The organism is Shewanella sp. FeAMO (assembly GCF_053653955.1).
This window is the reverse complement of sequence record NZ_CM132201.1, coordinates 2,451,478-2,468,728: the sequence shown is the minus strand read 5'-3', so window position 1 is coordinate 2,468,728 and position 17,251 is coordinate 2,451,478. Positions and strand designations below refer to the sequence as shown.

Below are 17,251 nucleotides of genomic sequence, written 5' to 3'. Positions count from 1 at the left end.
ATTTTGATGTTCAAACTATTTGATAGGCGAAATATCTCTTTTTCCTGACACAATTTCAAGCATTGCGACTGCAAAAAATCACAAGTGTGACCATGGGATTAACAAACTTCATCCTAAAGTCGGGGGATTATGTCTTATTTGTGTCACCTTTCAGTTATCTGGCTGTCATATGGCGTCATTAGTCTTTGCGTCGCATTTGCAATTCCTATAACGAGATAGAAGATCACGGAGTGAAATCTTATGAGCAAGGCGACTTTCGATCCGACGCGTTATAACAAGAGTCAGAACGAACCTTTTGCCCAGGTACTGGATAAACACCTTTCCCGGCGCAATTTTGTAAAAAGTGGCTTGGGCGTCAGTGCCCTGACTGCATTCGGCGGCTTCGGCCTTGCCGGCTGTGGTTCCGACAACAATAACACCTCTGGCACACCGGATCCTGTGCCCCCTACTCCGGTTCCTCCCAGCCAATCCAGTGTTACACTCGGTTTTGAGTCGGTAGCCGGTTCTCGCCTTGATGCAGTGGTTATCCCTGAAGGTTACCGGGCTCAGGTCCTGGCTCCCTGGGGGACTCCGCTGAACAGTAAAGCGGCTGATTGGAAGGCTGATGGCAGTAATACCGCCCAGGATCAGGCCAACTCTGTGGGTCAAAACCACGACGGCATGCATTTCTTCCCGCTTAATGAAGCCGGAACCGATGGCCTCTTGTGTATCAACCATGAATATATTGAACCAGATGCCCTGCACCCCAACGGCCCGACTAAGGATGCCGATACCGGCCTGAGAACCCTGGTCGATGAAGTCCGTAAAGAGATCAATGCTCACGGCATGACAGTGGTACGCATCAAGCTTAACGACGGCAGCTGGGAAGTAGTCAAGGACGACAAACACAATCGCCGCTTCACCGGTGCTTCCACCATGGATCTCAGCGGCCCGGTAGCCTACACAGACAAAGTCGTAACCGCCTTCTCGCCTGATGGCAGCCAGACCCGCGGCACCCTGAACAACTGTGGTAACGGTTATACCCCTTGGGGGACTTACCTCACCTGCGAAGAGAACTGGCCCGGCTACTTCGTCAATAAGGGCGAGATGACTCAAGCCCAAAGCCGTATCGGTGTCAGCAGCAGTTCTACCCGCTATGGCTGGGCCGATCTGGCCGGTCATGCCGAAGAGCGCCTAGATGAATTTGCCCGTTTCGATGTCACCCCCAAGGCCAGCGATGCCATGTATGACTATCGCAATGAAGATAACGGCTATGGTTATATCGTCGAAGTCGACCCCTACAATCCCAACTCCCGCGCAGTCAAACGCACAGCCCTGGGGCGTTTCCGTCATGAAGGCTGCGCCTACGGCAAGCTGACCGAAGGCAAACCACTGGTATTCTATTCGGGCCATGACTCGCGCTTCGAATATCTGTACAAGTTTGTTTCGGCGGCGCTTTGGGATCCCGAGGATGCAGACAGCAGCAACCGCCTGGCAACCGGTGCCAAGTACATGGATGAAGGTACCCTGTATGTGGCCAAGTTTAACGAAGGTGGCGTAGGTGAATGGTTGCCGCTGACCATGGATGCCATGACAAAGGACGGCAAGACCCTGGCCGATACATTTGCCAGCCAGGCAGATATCATCATCAATACCGCCGGCGCCGCCGATTTGGTTGGCGCGACACCAATGGACAGACCCGAGTGGTGTGTGGTGGATCCTTTCACCGGCAGTGTCTATCTGACCCTGACCAACAATTCCAAGCGGACAGAAGCCAACGCCGCCAACCCAAGGCTTAAAAACAACTTTGGCCATATCATCCGCTGGGATGAAGGTGCCAGTGATACCGAGTTTAGCTGGGATATCTTCCTGTTCGGTTCTCCGGCCGACGGTGACGATGCCACCAACCTCTCCGGCCTGACTGAACTTAACCAGTTGGCCAGCCCGGACGGCCTGGCGTTCGATGCCCGCGGTATTCTGTGGATCCAGACAGATAATGGCGCCAAAGAGGTGACTGAGCACACCAACGACCAGATGCTGGCAATAGTGCCATCCAAGATGGTCGATGGCGACGGCAAGCCTCTGACAGTTACCGCCGACAATCAAACCGAGCTGAAGCGCTTCTTCGTCGGCCCCAATGGCTGTGAAGTCACAGGCTTTGCTATCTCGCCGGACTACACTTCGGTATTTGCCAATATCCAGCACCCGGGGAATTGGCCGGTATCGGCCAATGCCGCCGAGGAAACACCCATCGGCACCAGCATACGTCCGAGGGCAGCGACCGTGGTACTGCGCAAAGTCGATGGTGGTGAAGTCGGCATTTAAATAAACAGCTGTGTTTAAACGAACAGCCGGTTCACACGAATCGGCCTGAACTGACAACGCCCGCCAGGCTGAACCTGGTGGGCGTTTTGCCTCTCGATAACTTGAATTAAGAGCAAGCACATAGCTGGTATTATTTTGATTTGTATAGCAATACAAAATTATTTATGATTTTTTTGAAAATAAATAACCCTTTCTCAGAAGCTGGCCGTTTAACTCTACAGAAGCGCAATCATACACAGCGCCAATCCAATAATTGATTTCAGCCCATAGCGGGCCCATAAGGAGAAAACCTATGCTTAAGTCCGGCAAACTGAAACTGGCACTTATCGCTTCCGCTTTGTTATCTGCCCAGGTTTTGGCAGTCAGCCCGCCGCATCCACAGGGATACAATCAGAACATGATTACTGAAAACCAATTTGATGCCAACAGCTATCAGCCGCAGGATAGCAGCAAGATGTTCCCCGCTCCCAAAGAAGGCATGGTGCAACACATACTGACCCTGCCCCAATTGGAAAACGAAGACGACTACATGGTTGAAATTCAGGTGGGCCAAACCCAGATGGTCGACTGCAACAAGCACGGCCTGATGGGCGAGCTGAAGCAGATGGATCTCAAAGGTTGGGGTTACACCTATTGGGAGTTGGATGAAATTGGCCCGGGACGCTCGACCATGATGGCCTGCTTCGATAAGGCCAAGCATGAAGAGTTTGTTCGCATTCCGGGTGAATACAAGCTGAGATATAACAGCAAGTTGCCTATGGTTATCTATCTGCCTAAAGATGCCGAGCTGCGCTACCGGGTGTGGCGGGCCGAAACAGTGTTCAATTATTCCAAGTAACACAGTGCCTTAAGCCTTCTGGCTGCTCAAATAGAGCTGCAACAAACCTTTTCCCGGCCGGTTGCAGCTTTTTTGCTTTATTCTCGATTGCAGAACCTTATAATCGCTGCAGTTTTCCTTTAGAGCCTTTTTTCGGATGAAACTCAGCTTTGTACTCGTCTCCCCTGCTCGCGCCGCCAATGTTGGCGCTGCTGCCCGCGCAATCAAGACCCAAGGGTTCAATGAACTCATTGTGGTGAATTCGCAAGCTCACCGGGAAGAGGAAGCGGCCTGGGTCGCCTGCGGCGCCGAGGACATACTGGACAACATCCGTGAAGTGGCCAGCCTGGATGAGCTCAGAGAAGAGTTTGAGCTTATGGTGGCCACCACAGCAAGAGAGCGCGGCAGCCCACGACACTATTTAAGCCCGGCAGAACTCGGCGAACAACTGAGTCATCAGCAGGAACAGGTGAAGCGCACCGCCATCGTCTTTGGCTGTGAGGCCAGCGGCCTGAGTAACGCCGACTTGGCAATTTGTGACTTGCTCAGCTACGTACCACTGGCCACCGAATACCCTTCCCTCAATCTGGCGCAAGCCGTGATGGTCTATTCCTACGCTCTGGGTCAGGCTTTGGCTTGTGCCGATGGCAGCCTGGGGCTAAAAAGTGCTCAATCGCCGTTGGCACAACTCAGCGCCCTCAAACAAAAAGCCACCACTCTGCTGGAGCGAGTCGATGCCGCCGATGATGCCAAGTTAAGCCTGTGGTTGAATGAGAGCCTCTCTCGCCTCAGTGACAGAGACGCCAAAATGGCCCACCAACTGCTGGGCGATATACTCAAGAAACTCGACTGAAGTTACTGTGTTCCCTGGGTTAACTCTTTGCCGGTGCGCCGCCACGCAGGGCGCGGTATAGGGCTATCATAGCCAGCAACTTATCGCGTTTTGACTCGCTCAACGAAAGCTCGGCGCTGAAGCGTTGGCGCTGGGCATCCATCAAATCGAGTGAAGTAGCAACACCGTTCTTGTATCTGAGCCGCGCCAAGCGCACATACTCAGAGGAAGCATCGAGCAAGCGTTGCTGCTCTATCAGAGCCTGCTGCGTTCTCTGATAATCATTCATCGCATTGCGTACTTCCATATAGGCGTTCAATACCGTGCTACGATAAGCAAGCATTGCCTGTACCTGCGCCTCGTTGGCTATCTCATATTCGGCGCTTATCTTGCCGGCATTGAAAATTGGCGCCGTGATCCCACCGAGCAGCGACCAGGTGAGCCCCTTTGAGCTGAAAAGGTTATCCAGGTTATTGGATTCGCGACCATATTCGGCAGTAATGGTAAACCCGGGGAAGAAAGCACTCTTGGCTACCCCGACCCCGGCCGTGGCTGCTACCAGAGCCAGCTCGCTGGCGCGTACATCCGGGCGGCGCGACAGTAGCTGTGAAGGCACCCCAACCGCCAGAGATTCGGGAAATTCACTGCTCACCAGTTTGGGAAGCTCTGGCAAGGGGTGATCGTAAGCCCCCAGTAAGATAAGCAACTGATTACGTTTGGCCTTGCTGTCATATTCGAGCTGAGGCAAGGTCACCATGGCGGTTTGATATTCCACTTCCGCCTGGTGTACATCGAGACCCGAGATCATCCCGTTGGCCCGCCTGAGCTTAGCCAGCTGCAGTTCCTTGGCGCGGATCTGAGCCGTTTCCCGGGAGATCTTAAGTCTTTGCTCTATATCGGTCAGCTCGTAAAAGGCGGTGGCGATATCACTGATAAGGCTGATTTTGGATGCCTCAAGCAGCTCTGCCTGCGACAGAGTATTGGCAAGCGCCGCCTCACTGGCCCGGCGATTGGCGCCCCAGATATCCAGCTCCCATGAAGCGACCCCGTTAAGGCCCAAGGCTGTCTTGGCACTGGGATCTTTATTGGTAATGGCGCTGCTAAGCGACCGTTTGGCTTCAAACTCCAGCCCAAGTTCGGGCCACAGGGCCGCATCGACCACCCGCCCTTCGGCTCTGGCGGCTCGCAGCCTGCTCTGCATCATCGCCAGGTCGATATTGTTTCCCAGCGCCTGACGAATAAGCGCCTGCAGTTCGGGATTGAGGAAAAACGTCTGCCATTCATCCTTAACGGCTTCATTGGACTCTACTTGCGGCAGCGTCTTATCAAACTGCGCCGGCATGTTGAGCTCGGGGCGCTGATAATCAGGCCCCAGAGTGCAGCCCCAAAGGCCCAAGGAAAGTATCAAAGCGACTAGCGCCGGTCTAGTGCGTTTGCAGCTGACAAGGCTCTTGTTCGGCTTCTCTTGGCTCATGGCTAATACTCCGGTCATCATAAGCCTTCCTCCGTTGCCGGCTTTTGGCTTGCCGAATCACCCTTAACCTTGGCGCGAACCCAACCGGCTGTGGTCACAAAGAACAGCGGCACCAGTATAATCCCTATGCTGGTCGCCAGCACCATGCCGCCGAGGATAGGAATAGATACCGAGTGGCGACTGACTGAGCCGGGTCCGGCCGATAACACCAGTGGCAAGACACCGAGAATAAAGGCCATGGAGGTCATCAAAATCGGCCTGAAGCGCATCGCGGCGGCTTCCATTGCCGCCTCCAGTCTTGAACGGCCCTCCCGGTGCAGTTGATTGGCGAACTCGACAATCAAAATCGAGTTTTTGGCTGCCATCCCGATGAGGGCGATAAAGGCGACCTGGAAGAAGAGATTACTCTGCATACCACTGAGCAGTGTTGCCAAAGAGGCTCCCAGCATGGCGACCGGAGCAATAAGCAGCACGGCCACAGGAATGGTCCAACTCTCATACAGCGCCGCCAAAAACAGGAATACAAACACCAAAGCCAGCGTAATGGCGATACTGGTCTGGTTGGCCGAGCGTACTTCCTGGAAGGTAAGCCCGGTCCATTCGTACTTGAATTCGGGCGGCAGCATGGGCTTAGCTACTCTGTTGATTGCTTTTATCACATCACCTGAAGCATACCCGGCTGCCGGAGTGACGTTGATGGAAGCACTGGAGAACAGATTGTAGTGAGTCACAGCCGCCGGCCCCACAGTGTATTCATAGTCGGCCAGAACTCCGATAGGCACCATGACACCATTGGATGACCGGACATAATAATCTTTGATCTGCTGGGGGAACTGGCGATAACTGTCCTCGGCCTGAACCCTGACCTTATACACCCGGCCAAACAGATTGAAATCATTGACTACGGAGGAATCGGTAAAGGTCTTGATAGTGCTGTAAAGATCGGCCACATCCACCCCGATAGCCATAGCCTTGGCTTCGTTGACCGAGAGATACATCTGCGGAATGGAACCCTGCAGCGACATGGCCGCTGCCGCGACTTCCGGTTGTTGTTTGAGCTGCTCCACCAATTCGTTGCTGGTTTCCATCAGCCCCTTGAAATTGGTTCCCGAAGTATCCTGCAGCACCATTTCAACCCCGGAGCCGTTCCCCAAACCGGGCACGGCCGATGGCAGGTAGAGGTTGAACTCTGCCTGCAATACCTGGCTGAGTTCATGTTTCAGCTCTTTCATCACCTTCTGCACTGTGGCCTGGCTTTGCTCCCGCTCCGCCCAGGGCTTGAGGACCACTTCAAACTGGCCGTTGGCCTGATTCGAACCCGAGCGGCGGTTTTCACCGGCCAGGGTGAAGGACCAGGCTACCGCAGGATGGGCCAGCACATGGCGCTCGGCAATCTTGAGTACCTTTTGGGTGCGGTTGACCGTCGCTCCGGCCGGCAATGTCATATCAATAAAGAAACGCCCTTGGTCCTCATCCGGCATAAAGCTCGATGGCAAGTGGCTCATAATGTACCAAACCGCCACCACCATGGCGCCAAACACCAGGTAACTGCGCCGCGCATGTTTGTTGGCTACACCTACCAGGGATACGTATTTGTCGGTCAATTTGGAGAGGCGGTTGTTGAGCCAGAAGAAGAAACCGCTCTTGGCCGCATCGCCCGGACGCAACAACAAGGCGCAAAGTGCCGGACTAAGGGTCAATGCCACCACTGTCGAGATCAGCACGGCCACAGCAATGGCGACAGCAAATTCCCGATACATAATACCTGTGATACCGGCAAGGAAGGACACAGGAACAAACACGGCGCACAGCACCAAACTGGTCGCTATCAGGGCTCCGGATAACTCTTTCATGGCGCTGCGGGTTGCCGCCATCGGGCTCATGCCCTTTTCATTGATAAGTCGCTCGACGTTTTCCACCACCACAATGGCATCGTCAACCACAATACCAATGGCCAAAACCAATGCCAGTAGGCTTACTGTATTGATGGTAAAACCGAAGGCCAGCATGGCGGCCAGCGTTCCTATCAAAGAGACAGGTACCGCGATCGCCGGGATAAGGGTCGCCCGCAGGTTCTGCAAAAACAGGTACACCACCAACACCACCAACACCAGGGCTTCGATCAGGGTCTGCACTACCTCATCGATAGACTCTTCGATAAACACAGAAGCATCGTAAAACACCTGCCAGTCCATACCGCTTGGGAACTTGGTTGCGAGTTCGGCCATGGTTTCCTTGACCTTACGGGTCACCTCAAGGGCATTGGCACCGGGCAGCAAATACACCTGCAAGATGGTGGCGTTTTCCCCATTGAGTTGTGATTGCAAGGTATAAGCCGAAGACCCCAGTTCTACTCTGGCAATGTCACGCAAGCGAATGAGCGAGCCGTCGGGATTGGCGCGAACTATGATTTCCTCAAATTCCCTGACACTGGACAGACGTCCGCTGGCGGTTATCGGCAAGGTTTGGCTCAAGGCGCTAGTGTTGGGTTGGGTACCCACGGTACCAGCCGGAGTTTCCTTGTTTTGTGCCTTGATGGCATCGATAACATCTGTGGTAGTCAGGCTGTGACCGGCCAAGGCATCCGGGCGCAACCACACCCGCATGGCATAACTGCGAGCGCCTGTGTTACGAACCCGGCCAACGCCGGGGATCCTTCTCAGTGCCGATTCGATATTGATGGAGGCGTAGTTGGAGAGGTAAATCTCATCGAAACGGGGATCTTTGGAGGTCAATGACAGCTTGAGCAGTTCCACCGAGGAATCCTTGGAGACTGACACCCCGGCGGTCTGTACATCGATAGGCAAGCTATCGATGGCCTGCTGAGTGGCATTCTGCACATCCACCGCCGCCAGATCCGGACTGGTGCCCACATCAAAGGTAATGGTGACATTGGTGCTGCCGGAATTGGTGCTCTTGGAGCTCATATAGATCATATTGGGCACACCGTTGACCTGCTGCTCCAGCGGTGTTGCCACAGACTCGGCGGCTGTAGTGGAAGCTGCCCCCGGATAAGAGGCTGAGATACTCACCTGCGGCGGCGTGATATAGGGATATTGATCCACCGGCAGCTGGAACATGGCTATCAAGCCCAGGAGCACGATAACGATACTGATAACAGCCGAGAATACCGGCCGTCCGATAAAGAACTGAGCCATTTACTTACGCTCCTGTTCTTTTGATTGCTGCTCCAGCGCCTCTTTCTTTTCCTGCTCGTCGAGCCGCTTTTGATACTCTTTGGCATCCAGCGGCTCGGCCAGTTGGCCATGACGCACACGGTGCATGCCTTCGACTATCACTCGTTCACCGGCGTTGAGACCGCTTTTGACCACCACGCCTTCCGGGCCCTGGTATTCAATCACGATAAAGCGCCGCTCAACCTTATTGTCCGGCATCACCACCATCACATAGACACCGCCCTGATCCACCTGAGTCGAACGCTGCGGGATCACTATGGCATTGTCTATCTCACTGAGTTTGATCCTGACATTGGTGTATTGACCCGGCAATAACTCCTTGTCCGGATTGGGCAGTACCGCCCTCACCTCAAAGGTACCTGTGCTGGAATTGACCTGGGGATCGGTAAAACTGACGTTACCCAAATAGCGATAATCACTGTTGTCCGGTAAGGTGATACGCACAAAGCCTTCAACCGCCTTGCCTTCAGTTTCCGCTTCCTGCTGTTGGTTGTAACTGGTCATTCGCCGCCTGGCATTGAGGTAATCCAGCGCCGACATATTGAAATTCACATAGATGGGATTCACCTGCTTCACCCGTGTCAGCAGCGATTGCCCCTGACTGCCGACCAAAGCGCCGATATCCACCTCGGAGCGGCTGACCAGACCTGCGATTGGCGCTCTTATCTCGGTATAACTGAGTTCCAGCAGCGCTTCTTCCAGCTCGGCATGGCCGGCGGCCAGGGCCGACTTGGCCTGCGCCAACGCCGACAGGGCATTGTCATAATCCAGCTGACTGGCGGCATCCTGCTCATAGAGGGGTTTCAGACGCTTCACATCCCGCTGCGCCTTTTCCAGTATCGCCTGCTGCGACTCGACGTTGGCCTTGAGTCGATTAACCACAGCGTTATAGGGCTTGTTATCTATCTTATACAAGATATCGCCGGCATTGACCGCGCTGCCCTCGGTAAAGAGCCGCTCCTCGACAAAGCCATCGACGCGGGCCCTGACCTCCACATCCAAAGAGGCCTTGGTGATACCGACATAATTACCGTAGACAGGCACAGTCGCCTGTCTGACCTCTTCCACCACCACCAGTTTGGGCGTGATGGCAACGGGTTCGGGGTCACAACCGAGCAATAAAAAGCCACTGACGATAAGCAGTGGCATAGAGAAAAGCGATGCATTTGAACCCTTTCGGGCGAAGACGGTCATTAGCGCAGCAAAGACAGAGGACATAGCAGCTTCCAGCGTTCAATGGGAGATCCTGATTGTTAAACACCCCGACGTTTGGCGACAGGTTGTTCATTTACCAGTGTAAGTCCTTGAAGCTGCGTGTCAATTCCCGACTATTATTAAGGGAAAGCTAATAACTTACTTAAGCCTCAGGGTTTCAACCTGAAAGGCAAACTGCTCTTTAAGTGATTGAATATGCTCGGGCTTATTTTTTATCAAGCGGCTACGGGTTGCCAGACTGCTGCTGATAAAGAGCTTAAACCAAGTATCAAGCGCTTCGGCGCAGCCCTCTTCACCCAGAGACTGCAGCGTTAAAATTGCCACTTCGGCCGTACCCATCTGAAAGTCGCGGCTCCCCTTTCTGAGCTGATAGCGAGCCAAGGTTTCGGCGCTGAATGACAACATAGGTAATTGATGCAGGTAAGCACTCTTGCGAAACATCTTCACCGCCTCACGCCAACTGCCATCGAGCAAAATGAACAGCGGTCGCTTGTCTTGCTCCGGATCTCCCTGATTAGCGAGCACTTCGCTCAAAGCCTCAGTCACCACCTCTTGCCCCGGTAAGGCATATTCCCCGGGGAACACCAGATAAGGCTGATAATCCGGGTTTTCCAGCAAGGCTAAGAGTTGAGGGTCCGGCAGAGTTCTCGACCAAAGAAAGGCATGGGTATCCGGAATGAGATCGGCTATCAAACGCCCGCTGTTGCTGGGTTTCAATACCTCGGCATCATACATAAGCAAAGCAAACGCCGCTTCGCAGGGCAGAAGGCGCCTGTGCTCACAGGTACAAAAGCTCTGCTCCAACAGGCAACGGCCACAGCGAACAAGATTCTTGCCCCTTGATGCATAAGGCTTGGTCGACAGCGACTGTCGGTATTCATACAGACGGTGTACCGCGTGAGGTTGAATTGACATGAATTTCCCGAATTACAATGACTTAATAACTCTAGTGTACGACTTTCTTACCGCCAGCCTTGATGCTTTGACTGCCGTGCGTAAGAGTCGGCGCAGTTTACTTCCGCATTCATGTGGCAGCAAGTCGTTTAACCTCACTCTTGCCAGGATAGCCGGCACTTGGTACTTGTCCATAAGGCCGAATGAAAGAACCGATGGAAAATAATCCATCATCAAGATTTGTAAACATATCATTCCAATATAGAGACTCAAAACAGCAATGAAAGCCCTCTATAGAGCTACCATGGCGCTTTCAAAGGTAAATACCCCCAACTTTTGGGTTATATTCCACCCAAACAGTGTAAAGATTAAGGTACGCAAATATATTCTATATAAAATGTTATCAATAGCCTTAATTTTTTTCTTGTATAACAGCGACTTCTGTCATTGAAATTGCAAAATTGCCGAGTATGATAGCGCCCGTCTCGGGAGCTCCCGAGCAGGAAGGGGCTGATACTTATCTCAAGAGGCACTCGCCTTATCGCATCTTCCCAAACGGTTCTTTAGTTATGGTTCTTTATCAAGGTTGTGGGAGTATTACTGTGGTACCTGATGAGAATGTTTCCGGCGTATCCTTGAAGCCTTTATTAATCATGCTGGTGATGATGGTTGCCAGCGGCCAGATTGCCCAAACCATTTTTGTGCCGGCGCTGCCTATGATGGGTGAGCAATTCAGTGTCAGTGCCGGGCAACTGCAGGCGATTATGGGCACTTATCTCTTGGCCTATGGCCTACTGCAATTTGTTTATGGCCCGGTATCGGACAGATTCGGTCGCAAGCCGCTGCTGCTCATCGGTCTTAGTCTTTTCGTCATAGGTGCCATCATCGCCGCCTGCGCCGAGAGCTTTAATACCTTGCTGCTGGCCAGCGCCATTCAAGGCTGCGGCACAGCCAGTGCCGGTGCCCTTTGTCGCTCGATTCCAAGGGATTTCTTCTTCGGCGAAAAGCTGGTGCGTTTCAACAGCTATGTGTCCATGGCCGTGGTGTTCTCGCCGCTGCTGGCTCCCTTTATTGGTGGAGTGTTGAGTGTGCATTATGGCTGGCATGCCGTGTATTGGTTCCTGGCTTTTTTCGGCGTCTGCGTGGTGATAACCCTGGCGCTGAGGTTCAAGGAATCCCTCCCCAAGGAAAAACGCCAGCCGCAGTCCATGCTCAAGTCCTATGCCTTGGTGCTAAAGCACAGAGCCTTTCGCGGTTATCTGCTGTCATTGGTGGCTACCTTCGCCGGGATTGCCGCCTTTGAAGCCATCGCCGGTATACTCTATGGCCAGGTGCTGGCTATGAGCCCCATGATGGTCAGTTGTTATTTCGTGGCGCCTATTCCGGGTTATCTGCTGGGGGCCTGGTATGCCGGCAGACAGGCATCACTGCATAAACTGTTTCACCACGGTGTAGCCCTGCTGGGTGCCGGGGCACTGTTTTTACTGCTGCCCGGCCTGTCAACTTTGGTGATAGGTTGGAGTCTACTGATTGGCTCAGTGCTCTTCTTCACCGGGGCCGGCATATTGTTTCCGGCGCTGACATCGGCGGCGCTTGAACCCTTCCCGCGCCAAGCCGGGGTTGCGGGCGCCCTGCTCGGTGGCTTACAGAACTTTGCCGCCGGTCTTGCGGCCATGTTGATGTCGCTGGTGCCCATGATGGGGCAACTCAGCATAGGGCTTTTGACTTCGTCCATGGTGGTGCTGGTGGTGTTGGCACTCAACTATGCCAGAACCCATCCGGATATCGATGTGCATACCGCCGGGGACCCGCTCTGATTTCCCTGTCAAACCATTAAGCAAGACCGGCCACTGGCCGGTCTTGCTGCTTCCACCCCTTACACTTCATGCTCTTCTTTGCGATTCAGACTTTATCAGCGTTTTAGTCGACGAAGGCATTCGCTTTTGGACGCTATCCTTATGCGCCTTGCCAAACTGCGATCATGACAACAAAGCCAAAACAACCGAATAGCTCAGGCATCAAAAGCGCCCCCAAAAGGAGCGCTGGTACCTAAATCTGAGGTTAAACCGAAAGCCAAACCAATTAAAACGGTTTGGCGGCTGATTAGGCCGGTTATTCGGCCAGTTCTTTTTCCAGTTGCTGCGCCACGGCTTCGGGCGAACTGGAATGGCGGGCAAACAGTGAATAAGCCACAGGGATGACCAACAGGGTAAACAAGGTGGCCAGCAAAATGCCGGAGAGCACCACTACTCCGATAACAAAGCGGGTCTCGGCGCCGGCACCTTCGGCGAGCACCAGAGGCACGGCACCGGCGGCCGTGGTTATGCCTGTCATCAGTATGGGTCTGAGCCTTTGGTTGGCCGCCTGCAAAATAGCGGCATCAAAGTCGACCCCCTTATCCCTGAGCTGGTTGGCAAATTCAACAATCAGAATACCGTTCTTGGCCGCCAGCCCCACCAACATGATGATGCCTATCTGGCTGTAGATATTCAGACTTTGACCGGTCAGCAACAAACCCACCAAGGCGCCCACGGTTGCCAGCGGCACAGTCAGCATGATCACCATGGGGTGAATATAGCTCTCAAACTGCGCCGCCAATACCAGGAACACTATCCCCAGTGCCAGCAGGAACACGAAGTACATGGAGCTGCCGGACTCCTGATAGTCGAGCGACTGGCCTTTGTAGCTTATCAAGGCTTCTGCCGGCAGATAGGTGTGGGCCAAATCATTGAGATAATCGAGCGCCTCACCCAGGCTGTAACCTTCCGCCAAACTGGCCTCCAGGGTAATGGCCCGCATCCGGTTGTAGCGATGGAGCTGACTGGCGTCGGCAAACTCCTCTATGCTGACCAGGTTCGAGAGCGGGATCAGCTGCTTGCTGCGATCTGAGCGCACATAGATATTCTGCATATCCGAGGCGGTGTTTTGGCTGTCGCGGTTCCCCTCAATGATCACGTCATACTCTTCACCGTCGCGCATAAAGGTAGTCACCAGGCGTGAACCCAACATGGACTCAAGCGTGCGCCCTATATGAGCGATGGAAACCCCGAGATCGGCCGCCCTGTCTTTGTCGATAACGACTCTGAGCTGGGGCTTGGTTTCCTTGTAGTCATGATCCAAACCGACGAGATTGGGGTTTTCCGCCGCTTTTTCCAGCATGATGTCGCGCCATCTGGCAAGTTCCTCATAGCTGGGGCCGCCAATGACAAACTGCACAGGTTTACCCACTCCACGGCCAAAGGCCTGACGCATTACAGGAAACGCCCTGACGCCGGCGAGATCGGCCAGCCTGGCACGAACATCATTGATGATCTCCTTGGCGGGACGGCGCTGGCCCCAGTCATTGAGCACTATGATCGCCATACCGTTGGAGAAGTTGGCCGAGCCGCCCCAACCGCGAGGCGCCCGGATCAACAAACGCTTGATTTCGCCGCTGTCGACCAGAGGCATCAAACGTTGCTCCACCTCGTTCATATAGGCTTCAATATATTCATAGCTGGCGCCTTCCGGGCCGTTGACCATCAGGAACATAGAGCCCCTGTCTTCTTCCGGCGCAAACTCCTGCGGGATCAGTTTGACCATGTAGGCACTGGCCCCAAGAGCCGCCACCACCAACAGGGAAACCAGCAAGGGGTGCTTCATGGCGCCGGTGAGGCTGCGGCTGTAAAAGCCTGCCAGAGCGTTCATTCCCTTGTCGACCTGCCGCATCAACCAGGTATCCTGGCTCGCGGGTTTAAGCAGCTTGGAACACATCATGGGGCTGAGTGTCAGTGCCACTATCGAGGAAAACAACACGGCGGCACTCATGGTGACGGCAAACTCTTTAAACAGCTTACCGAGATCGCCATCGAGGAAGGTGATTGGCATAAATACCGCCACCAACACCGCCGTAGTGGCAATAACCGCAAAGGCCACCTCACGGGCGCCGAGGAAAGCGGCTTTCAATGGACTGTCACCCTCTTCGATGCGGCGGTGAATGTTTTCCAGCATCACGATGGCATCATCCACCACCATGCCGATGGCCAGGATCATCGCCAGCAGAGTCAAGAGGTTAATTGTGTATCCCAAGGCGTAGAGCACGATAAAAGTGGCCAGCAGGGATACAGGCACAGTCAGCGCCGGGATCAACATGGCGCGCACACTGCCAAGGAACAGGTAGATGACGATGATCACCAGAATAATGGCGATAAACAGCGTCTGATACACTTCATCGATAGAGGCTTCGATAAACACTGAGCTGTCGTAGGAGCGTTTGATCTCCATACCCTGGGGCAGAGTCGGGTTGATCTCATCCACCAGTTTATTCACCGCCCGCGCCACTTCCAAAGTATTCGCGGTAGACTGTTTGGAGACCCCCAAGCCTATCATGGCTTCGCCGTTACCACGGAACATGATCCGCTCTTCTTCCGAGCCGATTTCGACCCTGGCCACATCCCCGAGCTTAACCAGGTAGCCATCGCCCCCTTGGGTCAGCACCAGGTTGGCAAAGTCTTCGGCGGTGCGAAAGCTGCGTTCAAGCCGCACGGTAAAGTGACGTTCCTTGGATTCGATGGAGCCGGCCGGCAGTTCGACGTTTTCCGATCTCAGGGCCGCTTCGACATCGGCTACGGTCAGGTTGCGGGCCGCCAGTGCCTGGCGGTCAATCCAGACCCGCATGGCGTAAACCTTGCCGCCACCGACACGCATATTGGCCACCCCGTCGATGACGGAGAATCTGTCGGTGAGGTAACGGCGGGCATAGTCGGTGAGCTGCAAAGTGGTCATCTGATCCGACACCAGATTGAGCCACATGATCACTTCATCGCCGCCATTGGCCTTTTGCACTTCCGGCGGATCGGCCTCTTCCGGTAAGTTATCCAGCAAACCGGCAATCCGGTCACGGACATCGTTGGCGGCGGCTTCAATATCGCGGTCAATATCAAACTCAAGCACCACAGAGGAGCGGCCATCTGTGCTGGAAGAGTCGATATGACGTATGCCTTCAACGCCACTGATCCTATCTTCAATCAGCTGAGTGATACGGCTTTCCACCACAGAGGCACTGGCGCCACGGTAGCTGGTATCTATCGAGACTATCGGCGGGTCGATATCCGGGTATTCGCGTAGTGGCAACTTACCGAAGGACACCAGACCGAAAGCGATCAGCAACAGGCTGATGACCGAGGCGAAAACCGGCCGTTTAACGGAAATGTCTGTCAGTATCATGCTGTGGTCTTCGCCTCTTCAGCCGTCAGGAAGCTGAAATGTTCCTTGAACTCCACCTTGACCTTGTCACCGGGACGGACCTTGAGGATCCCGCGAATGATCACCTGCTCACCCAGCTCAACGCCTTCGAGAATTTCCACCCAGCCACGGCTGCGCAGCCCAATAGTAACCTGACGCTGTTCCACCACACCTTCACTGTTGGCCAGATAGATGTAGTGACGGTTTTGAATAGGAATAATGGCCGACTCAGGCAGCAACAACGCCTCACGGTTTTGCTTGATAAGCTTGACCTTCATCAACATGCCCGGTAGCAGTTGACCATCGGGGTTGGGGATTTCGGCGCGCACCACTACTGCCCGTGTGGTTGGGTTAACCCGGCTGTCGATGGAAACAACTTTGCCGCGAAACAGTTTATCCGGGTAAGCGACCGCGCTGGCTTCCACGATTTTGCCCGGCAACAAGTCCTGAATAAAACGCTCGGGAACCGAGAAATCCAGCTTGATCACCGAGATATCATCCAAGGTGGTGATCACCACTCCTGGGGTGACCAGGCTGCCGACCGAAACCTGGCGTAAACCCAGGCGACCATTGAAGGGGGCGGTGATCTGTCTGTCCCGCAGCGCCGCCTGTGCCTGCTCGACTTCGGCCCTGGCACTTTCTATCAGAGTTTGCAGTCGGTCGCGCTCGGTTTCTGCGACTGTCTTGCTGGTGACCAGAGAGCTGATGCGGTCGAACTCGCGGGTATTCTCCCGTACCTTGATCCTGGCCAGTTCCACTCTGGCCTGCTGCTCGGCGTCCTGCAGCTTGGCAAGCAGTTGCCCTTGCTTGACTATCTGACCATCATCGAAGCGAATCGAGGTCACCACATCGCTGACCTTGGGGGTGATGGTGACTGACTCATAGGCTTTGGAAGTGCCAAGGGCCTCCACTTCATCCCGCACAGCCTGAATGGCTGCCTTATACACCACAACATTGGGTACCGGGCGGGCCTTTCTCTCCGCCGGGGCTTGCTGCTGATGCCATTGTTGATAACCAATGGCTGCGGCCGCCAGTAGTACCAAGAGGAGTATTATTTTTTCATTGGTTGTCCGAAGGTACAGAGTTTTATGGGTAAAACAGTTTACTCTGCGACTTATCGGCTTCAATACGTTTTACCTTTTCTTACAAATTACATTTATTTGACACAGATACACACACAGTTAAAACAACTGCATCAAAGCCGCCGGAACAAAGATACAGGCTATAGATTGACTCAAAAACCAAGGACTATTCTGCAAATGGCTTTACAAACAGGGAGGCGTTGATTTCATCTA

The 17,251-nt window shown here is 54.0% G+C and carries 10 protein-coding genes; 4 read left to right on the top strand and 6 right to left on the bottom strand.

The features are described 5' to 3' along the window. Positions 1-240: 240 nt before the first annotated feature. From ACWAU4_RS10990 to ACWAU4_RS10980, 3 genes are all read left to right on the top strand, one after another. Complete coding sequence (locus ACWAU4_RS10990) at positions 241-2,304, top strand: PhoX family protein (protein WP_208126007.1); 2,064 nt, start codon at positions 241-243, stop codon at positions 2,302-2,304. Positions 2,305-2,596: 292 nt separating this feature from the next. Then, complete coding sequence (gene eco / locus ACWAU4_RS10985; RefSeq protein WP_208126005.1) at positions 2,597-3,142, top strand: serine protease inhibitor ecotin; 546 nt, start codon at positions 2,597-2,599, stop codon at positions 3,140-3,142. Positions 3,143-3,278: 136 nt separating this feature from the next. Then, complete coding sequence (locus ACWAU4_RS10980; RefSeq protein WP_044734462.1) at positions 3,279-3,974, top strand: tRNA/rRNA methyltransferase; 696 nt, start codon at positions 3,279-3,281, stop codon at positions 3,972-3,974. 19 nt (positions 3,975-3,993) lie between these two features. On the opposite strand, the gene ACWAU4_RS10975 is transcribed toward ACWAU4_RS10980, so the two are convergent. The 4 genes from ACWAU4_RS10975 to ACWAU4_RS10960 form a co-directional block, all read right to left on the bottom strand. Beyond that, a complete protein-coding gene (locus ACWAU4_RS10975; protein WP_243756859.1) occupies positions 3,994-5,448 on the bottom strand; it encodes an efflux transporter outer membrane subunit in 1,455 nt (484 codons plus the stop codon). After that, a complete protein-coding gene (locus ACWAU4_RS10970) occupies positions 5,445-8,585 on the bottom strand; it encodes an efflux RND transporter permease subunit (protein WP_096141745.1) in 3,141 nt (1,046 codons plus the stop codon). Before ACWAU4_RS10970 ends, ACWAU4_RS10975 begins: the two co-directional genes overlap by 4 nt. Next, positions 8,586-9,842: an efflux RND transporter periplasmic adaptor subunit gene (locus ACWAU4_RS10965; RefSeq protein ID WP_391570463.1), complete on the bottom strand. Its 1,257-nt coding sequence runs from the start codon at positions 9,840-9,842 to the stop codon at positions 8,586-8,588. A 135-nt stretch (positions 9,843-9,977) separates the two neighbouring features. After that, positions 9,978-10,754 (bottom strand): tRNA-uridine aminocarboxypropyltransferase, encoded by a 777-nt coding sequence (locus tag ACWAU4_RS10960; protein WP_208125997.1) that lies wholly within the window; start codon positions 10,752-10,754, stop codon positions 9,978-9,980. 614 nt (positions 10,755-11,368) lie between these two features. Here ACWAU4_RS10960 and emrD point away from each other — a divergent pair. Then, positions 11,369-12,550 (top strand): multidrug efflux MFS transporter EmrD, encoded by a 1,182-nt coding sequence (emrD, locus tag ACWAU4_RS10955; protein WP_257574394.1) that lies wholly within the window; start codon positions 11,369-11,371, stop codon positions 12,548-12,550. A 295-nt stretch (positions 12,551-12,845) separates the two neighbouring features. Here the strand turns inward: emrD and ACWAU4_RS10950 are convergent, their stop codons facing one another. Together ACWAU4_RS10950 and ACWAU4_RS10945 are read right to left on the bottom strand one after the other, a co-directional pair. Next, on the bottom strand, positions 12,846-15,938 hold the full coding sequence (locus ACWAU4_RS10950) for an efflux RND transporter permease subunit (protein ID WP_028779221.1): 3,093 nt from the start codon (positions 15,936-15,938) through the stop codon (positions 12,846-12,848). Beyond that, positions 15,935-16,999, bottom strand: a complete 1,065-nt coding sequence (locus ACWAU4_RS10945; RefSeq protein WP_454290564.1) for an efflux RND transporter periplasmic adaptor subunit — start codon at positions 16,997-16,999, stop codon at positions 15,935-15,937. The genes ACWAU4_RS10950 and ACWAU4_RS10945 overlap by 4 nt, the downstream gene beginning before the upstream one ends. Positions 17,000-17,251 lie beyond the last annotated feature (252 nt).

Coding starts and splice junctions, on each gene's coding strand:
- ACWAU4_RS10975 (WP_243756859.1), bottom strand. CDS start 5,448: ATGATGACCGGAGTATTAGCCATGAGCCAAGAGAAGCCGAACAAGAGC.
- ACWAU4_RS10960 (WP_208125997.1), bottom strand. CDS start 10,754: ATGTCAATTCAACCTCACGCGGTACACCGTCTGTATGAATACCGACAG.
- eco (WP_208126005.1), top strand. CDS start 2,597: ATGCTTAAGTCCGGCAAACTGAAACTGGCACTTATCGCTTCCGCTTTG.
- ACWAU4_RS10980 (WP_044734462.1), top strand. CDS start 3,279: ATGAAACTCAGCTTTGTACTCGTCTCCCCTGCTCGCGCCGCCAATGTT.
- ACWAU4_RS10970 (WP_096141745.1), bottom strand. CDS start 8,585: ATGGCTCAGTTCTTTATCGGACGGCCGGTATTCTCGGCTGTTATCAGT.
- ACWAU4_RS10990 (WP_208126007.1), top strand. CDS start 241: ATGAGCAAGGCGACTTTCGATCCGACGCGTTATAACAAGAGTCAGAAC.
- ACWAU4_RS10950 (WP_028779221.1), bottom strand. CDS start 15,938: ATGATACTGACAGACATTTCCGTTAAACGGCCGGTTTTCGCCTCGGTC.
- ACWAU4_RS10965 (WP_391570463.1), bottom strand. CDS start 9,842: ATGTCCTCTGTCTTTGCTGCGCTAATGACCGTCTTCGCCCGAAAGGGT.